Below are 5995 nucleotides of genomic sequence, written 5' to 3' on the forward strand. Positions count from 1 at the left end.
CATGTCGATCCATCTTACAAACTTGGAAAACGTTTTTTGCTAAGTCGATAGCGAGCACCGTAGAATGAGTCATGTGTTGGCTTCCTTGTAAAAGTGTCGTTACTTATTACGTTACTCCCGAGGGAGATAGGGAGTCCATACATCTTGGCAGTTTCGCTTCGCTCAAGTATAGCCAAGCCGCTCACACCTCAATGCGGCGTCATGTGAATAGGAAAAATAATGACATTACGAGTAGTTCCAGAGCTGTACTGTATCGATATAAATGTGAGCAAAGTTTTTTTCACAGATATTCTCGGTTTTTCCGTCAAATATGAAAGACCAGAAGAACAGTTTGTATATTTGACACTAGATGGTGTCGATTTAATGCTAGAAGGTCTATCGAGTAAAAGCCGAAAGTGGCTTACTGGTAAACCCGAGTTTCCACTGGGCTGTGGTGTGAACTTTCAGTGGGACGTTAACGATATTGAAAGCTTATATAGTGAAGTTTGCTCGAAATCTAATGACTCGATTTATCTAATGCTCGAATCTAAATCGTATGAATGTGGTACCAAGTCTGTTATACAAAAGCAGTTCATTGTGCAATCGCCAGATGGGTACTTGTTTAGGTTTTGTCAGGATGTTCTTTAACAGAATTTCCCATACAAGCATTTAAGAGTGACTCACAACCCTTGGCGATCTCAGTTTAGACTCGGCTTTAGTGTTTAAGGTGCAATGGTTTGAGTTAGGTGTTTAGCGTTGTTCACGCCTTAATTTGGCGTTATGTGTCCTTTGAAAATCCGATAATATAGTGATCTTTCTGCATATTTTAATTGGTCGTTTTGTCATTTGATTGGCGAGCAATTAGTCTGCTTTAGAAGAATTACACTTTCGTGAGGTTCATATGGCAGAGCTTGGTTACTGTTCTATTAATAACTTAAAGTTATCTAGTCGAAGTCGGGATTCCGTAAAACAAATTCAAAGTATTATAGAAAGTAGTCGGTTATTTACCCTATCTTTATCAGCGGTTCCCATTTTAGACATTTTTTTAGGCCGTAAGAATGCCGCTAATCAATTGATCGACATAGCTGCATATGATTGGGTAGAGTTTGGTAAACTGGCTCAAGCTAGCGGTGCTATTACGAAAAAACGGATTCGAGATATAGCTGAACCTATGACGTGGATGACACAAGGAGAAGAAGGTGAATTTTGGAGGTGCGTTAGTCGTGCTGCACTATAAATTATTTTTGGCATTATCGATTTTCTCTGTTTCTGGCTGTGCCGCATCATTCGAAGAAAGGTTCGAAGACTATGCAAATAAAATTGAGGAATGCAAAGTTATTGAACTAGAAAACTCAGAGAGTTTTCCAATGACTCCTTGGTTTGTCTCACTGAATGAGGAAGATCAGAAAAGAGTCGTGTTGTATCTATCTATAGACAATAGAGATAATTGCTCAAAAACTGAAAGAGAGGCTTTGAAAGACTCTGAAAGTCAGTTGTCTCAAGAGCAAAAATCACTATTTGATGCTATGGGAGTAACAGAGCTCCCAAATCATGCACAATACATTGATGGCCTTGATCTAAAGGAAATTCAAAAGATTCAGTCACTATATGGAATGCCGTTTGACTCAATTAAGTTAGGTGAGTCTCTAGGTCTTTTAAGGTAATCAGTGACCGGGAACATACAAAGCGTTTAAGACGGACTCACAACATCTTGGCGATCTCAGTTTAAACTTGGCTTTAGTGTTTAAGGTGCAGTGGTTTAAGTTGGGTGTTTAGCGTTGTTCACACGTTAATTTGGCGTAAGGAATAAGGAGTATTCATGAAGCGCATTACAATCGTTCTTTTGGCACTACTTGCAATAACAGGATGTACTTCCGCACTGTGGGAACCTCCTACCTTTACAGAAAAGGTGACTGGTTACTATGTTGTTCTGGACAAGGATTTACTGATTATTGGTGGTGATAGATATAGTTATATTTTCAATATTTCTAAAGACTTCAAAGATATTCTATCAGCAAGCCATGAATTCGATTTCCAGCCAAAGTACGATTACTTTAAAATTAATGACAATAATACGGTAACTGGGGTGCTGAAGTTGACCACGGATGTTGCTAGTGACTCATCAGAAGCAAAAGTCCTTTTGGGGCTAGGTTTTACAAAAGAATCAAACGGGCTTGCATATAAAACTCGACTGTCAGGCAAGTTGTATCAGATTGAAGGTGAGCTACAGGTTACTTCCTTTGATAAGGAACAACTTATTATAGTGGAGGAGCCTGAAGGTGGAATTTCAAAAGTAGGGAAAATTGTAGTTACCCCTGTTGCCGTCACAGCAGATGCCATTGCACTTGTTGCTGTATTGTCATTGCTGACAGTCGGTTATTATTCAGCGATCATCTTAGAATAATTTCTGACAAAGTGTTTAAAACGGACTCACAACGCTTGGCGCTTTCGGCTTTCTTCAGGTTTAGTGTTTATGTCACAATGGTTTAGGTAAGGTGGTCGGCATTGCTCGCCACTTAACGCGGCTACATGGATTCCCCCGGTTGTCAAACATCCGCTAAACTTCAAGTGATGGGTTTTGGACTGCCGCTCTACATTCGGTCTACTTTTCGATGATTCGCAACATCGTGACCCTGATGACTTTGCGCGACTGCGGTGCCTTATTCGTTAGATGACATTTTAATGTCCGCCGCATTAACAGGCTCTCCGCACGTGGTCTTAACCTATCTCCATCCATTGCGTCTGCTATGACCCGGTGGGTTTACTCTTGTTACTCTGCTTGAGTTAGTGGTTTCTTAAGCAGCGTAATTCTCATATTCCGTTTGGTTGTGTAACAGCGACCAGATAATTCGAGCATTCTTTGCTGCAAGAGCGACAATGGCTCGGTTCATCCCTCGTCGTTCCAACACGCCTCGACACCACTGGCTGAGCCTGTCTTGTTTATCCCCTAGATTAGCAATGACCGTTCTAGCTCCATGAACGAGCAAGGTGCGTAGGTACTTGTCTCCATGTTTGGTTATCCTACCTAACCTAGGTTTACCGCCAGTAGAATACTGCTTCGGAACTAGCCCCAGCCAGGCTGAAAAATCGCGGCTTTTATCAAACTGAGAGCCGTTACCTATAGAAGCTAGAATAGCTGTTGCTGTTTGGGGGCCAATTCCTCTGACCTTCATGATACGCTGAACATTTTCGCTAACCTTTGAAAAAGCCTCGAACACTTGCTCAGTATCCGCAATACGTTGGTTAAGTTGTTCAAGGTGATAGTACGCGTCAGCAATAACGGTTCGAGCTAACTGTGGAAGCTCGTTTTCGGCATCTTCCAGCATGAGAGGTACTTGCTTCATTAACGAAGAGCGGCCAACCGGAATGATAAGACCAAATTCAGACAGTAAGGCGCGGATACGGTTCATTAGAGCCGTTCGTTCACGTACCCAATGCTCACGCATTCGATGAACAGACAATATGGCTTGTTGTTCTGGAGATTTTACTGGAACGAATCGTGTAGATGGATGGTGGACAGCTTGGCAGATAGCCACGGCATCATTGAGGTCGTTTTTGCCTTTAGTTCTATGTGGAACAACATACTTAACCGCCATAATGCGAGCATCATGTCCTAATTTATTAAGCGTTCTTGCCCAATAATGTGCACCGCCACACGCTTCGAGTCCTATACGCATGGGTGGCATATTTGCTATTGTGGTCAGTAGCTTAGAGCGAGTAACCGATTTATGAAGAGTCACTTTACCTTGTGAGTCAACGACATGAATACTAAAGTGGTTTTTAGCTAAATCGATACCGCCAAAATAAGAATAATCAGACATGGTGCCTCCAGTGCTAATAAGTACCACGTAAGTGTGGCAGATCCTCGGGAGGGGGAATCCATGTCATTCGTTAGAACTTACAAGGAGTATGCATGCTAGGGAAACATCAAAAAGGTTATGAGGAATTCTATCACTCAACCCACGAAAATGAGCATCTTGATACTAAAACCGAGCTGTTAGTCGGTTTATCAGCGGCTATGGCTATGAACTGTTTACCGTGTACGCGTTACTATTTGCTAGAAGCAAAAAAGGCAGGTATTACAAAAGGTGAAATATCGGATGTAACAGCAAAAGTTATGGCTGTTTCAGCGGGGCAGAAAAAGCTGCAAATGCAAGAGGTTTTAACAAAATATAAGATCGACCTCGACAGCTTTGAGTAACGGCTTAGTATCAAGTTCTAACAAGGCATTTAAGAGGGATTCGCAACGCGTGGCATTTTTACTATGCGTTGGTTTTAGTGTTTAAGGTGGTATGCAGCGACTTTGGCATTGCGTTGCTCATCACCTTAATTTGGCGTTATGTACCTACTCGACGTAAAAGGATTGAAAGTATATGTTTAACTGGATAGCACAAGTGTACAGAAATCATAAGAATAAAGTTATATTCTGTACGGCTTTATTAGCCGGTATCGTTGGAGTATCACAGAATTTGACGATAGTAGGTGGCTTTTTCAATAAGTACAACTCTTACTCTGAACGAAATAAAACACCACCGATAAAAATCGACATGCCTATTACCGAAGTTGAAGCTCTACTTGGTCAACCTCAAGAAATTGACTTCATTTCCCGGTCTTACTATTCACATGGAATAGAAGTTAATCCTGATTATGAACATCAAGATAAAGTTGGTGGAATAACTGTTACAAGGTTGCCCTCTGGGGTTATGTTCAAAGGTAAGGTTGACGGAGTTAGCCTCAATTCGTCTGTAGATGATATTAAAAGTGCAAAAGGCAGCCCAACTTATTGGGGAGTCGATTCTGGTGGTAGGGCTGTAGCGATTTGGTATGCAAATGAGTTGTTAACGATTGTCCATTTTGAGCCAAATAAACAGGAAATAAGTGTAGCGACTTCGATAACACATACTAAAGCTGCTTCTATTGTAGCGTATCGTTCCATTCTGTTGTCGATTTTTCAGGAACTTAAAGCTGGTAGAGTTTCACAGTTTGCTGAAGAAATAGAAGCAAGAGCGAAGAGTACTACCTTTCCAGAAGGTATGCTTACTTTAGAGAGTTTCGCAAACAACTATTTACATCAAGAATATCAACTAGTAGCAATGAAACCATCATTAATGGGTGGAGCAGAGCTTTACGTTGGCTTTGGCGAAAAGCTACTTTATTTTTGGATTTACCCACTCGGATGGACACAACCTACGCTGCGGGCAATTGTTGATATGGAAACTTTTGCCAAGCAATTCGAAAGTTAAGTCCGGTACATAACAATAAATTTAAGCAGATTCGCAACGTTTGGCACTTTCGGTTTGAATCAGCTTTAGTGTTTACGGCTCAATGCTTTAGGTAGGTGGCAGCGTTGCTCACTACTTAATTTGGCGTTATACAGCCGTTCAAAGGACAAGGTATGCAAAAAAATTTTGACATCGGAAAAGTGGTTGAGATTAAGCTTGAAAATGGGCTGTATAGCTATGCGATGGTTATAAATGACCCGTTAGTCGTATTTTCAGAAAAGTTCTTTGAAGAACCACAATCTGATTTTAATGCGATGTTTGATGATTTAACTTTTTGCATATGGGTAATGAAATATGCTCTAGGGCGAAAGGGATGGAAGAAAGTAGGCAAAATAAATAGCCACCCTATGTTCAATCAGAAGCATCAATTTTATAAGTTCGACATGATATCAAAGAAGTTTTCTATTTATTCCGACTGTGAAGAAACTCCTGCAACGAGGGAGGAATGTCTTGAACTTGAGTGTGCGGCTGTGTGGAGCAAGGGTCATGCAGAAGATCGGCTCTTAGCAAAAAGTCAGGGAAAAGAATGTGTCTGGACAACCTCATTGTCTGCCGAAAAACGGGTATAACAAGCAATTTAAGAGGGATTCACAACGCTTATATGGACTCCCTATTGTTGTCAAAAAGTATTGTTAACGAAGGTTAGATGCTTGCTTATATACGGGCTCTAGTTGAGAAGCTATCTCGGGCCACTTTGATGTGTTCGCACCGTCATGACTTTATCTTGGCAGCGG

8 protein-coding genes are annotated in these 5995 nt (G+C 41.2%); 7 read left to right on the forward strand and 1 reads right to left on the reverse strand.

Annotated features, from left to right (window positions below):
* Nucleotides 1-219: 219 nt before the first annotated feature.
* From QTN94_RS19050 to QTN94_RS19065, 4 genes are all read left to right on the forward strand, one after another.
* Nucleotides 220-627, forward strand: a complete 408-nt coding sequence (locus QTN94_RS19050) for a bleomycin resistance protein (RefSeq protein WP_331428539.1) — start codon at nt 220-222, stop codon at nt 625-627.
* A 253-nt stretch (nt 628-880) separates the two neighbouring features.
* Complete coding sequence (locus QTN94_RS19055) at nt 881-1216, forward strand: hypothetical protein (RefSeq protein WP_240800905.1); 336 nt, start codon at nt 881-883, stop codon at nt 1214-1216.
* Nucleotides 1179-1643: a hypothetical protein gene (locus QTN94_RS19060; protein ID WP_138972046.1), complete on the forward strand. Its 465-nt coding sequence runs from the start codon at nt 1179-1181 to the stop codon at nt 1641-1643. Before QTN94_RS19055 ends, QTN94_RS19060 begins: the two co-directional genes overlap by 38 nt.
* Before the next feature lie 155 nt (nt 1644-1798).
* Entirely contained in the window at nt 1799-2383 is a 585-nt protein-coding gene (locus QTN94_RS19065; RefSeq protein WP_331428540.1) for a hypothetical protein, read from the forward strand.
* Nucleotides 2384-2774: 391 nt separating this feature from the next.
* Here QTN94_RS19065 and QTN94_RS19070 read toward each other — a convergent pair whose 3' ends face one another.
* A complete protein-coding gene (locus QTN94_RS19070) occupies nt 2775-3800 on the reverse strand; it encodes an IS110 family transposase (protein WP_138972096.1) in 1026 nt (341 codons plus the stop codon).
* Between the two features lie 92 nt (nt 3801-3892).
* On the opposite strand from QTN94_RS19070, the gene QTN94_RS19075 reads away from it, so the two are divergent.
* The 3 genes from QTN94_RS19075 to QTN94_RS19090 all read left to right on the forward strand — a co-directional run bounded on the left by QTN94_RS19075 (nt 3893) and on the right by QTN94_RS19090 (nt 5830).
* Nucleotides 3893-4180, forward strand: a complete 288-nt coding sequence (locus QTN94_RS19075) for a carboxymuconolactone decarboxylase family protein (protein ID WP_017034940.1) — start codon at nt 3893-3895, stop codon at nt 4178-4180.
* Between the two features lie 172 nt (nt 4181-4352).
* Nucleotides 4353-5222, forward strand: a complete 870-nt coding sequence (locus QTN94_RS19085; protein ID WP_331428541.1) for a hypothetical protein — start codon at nt 4353-4355, stop codon at nt 5220-5222.
* 152 nt (nt 5223-5374) lie between these two features.
* Nucleotides 5375-5830, forward strand: a complete 456-nt coding sequence (locus tag QTN94_RS19090) for an Imm26 family immunity protein (RefSeq protein WP_331428542.1) — start codon at nt 5375-5377, stop codon at nt 5828-5830.
* Nucleotides 5831-5995 lie beyond the last annotated feature (165 nt).

Source organism: Vibrio sp. M250220, from assembly GCF_036533795.1.
Lineage (GTDB): Bacteria > Pseudomonadota > Gammaproteobacteria > Enterobacterales > Vibrionaceae > Vibrio.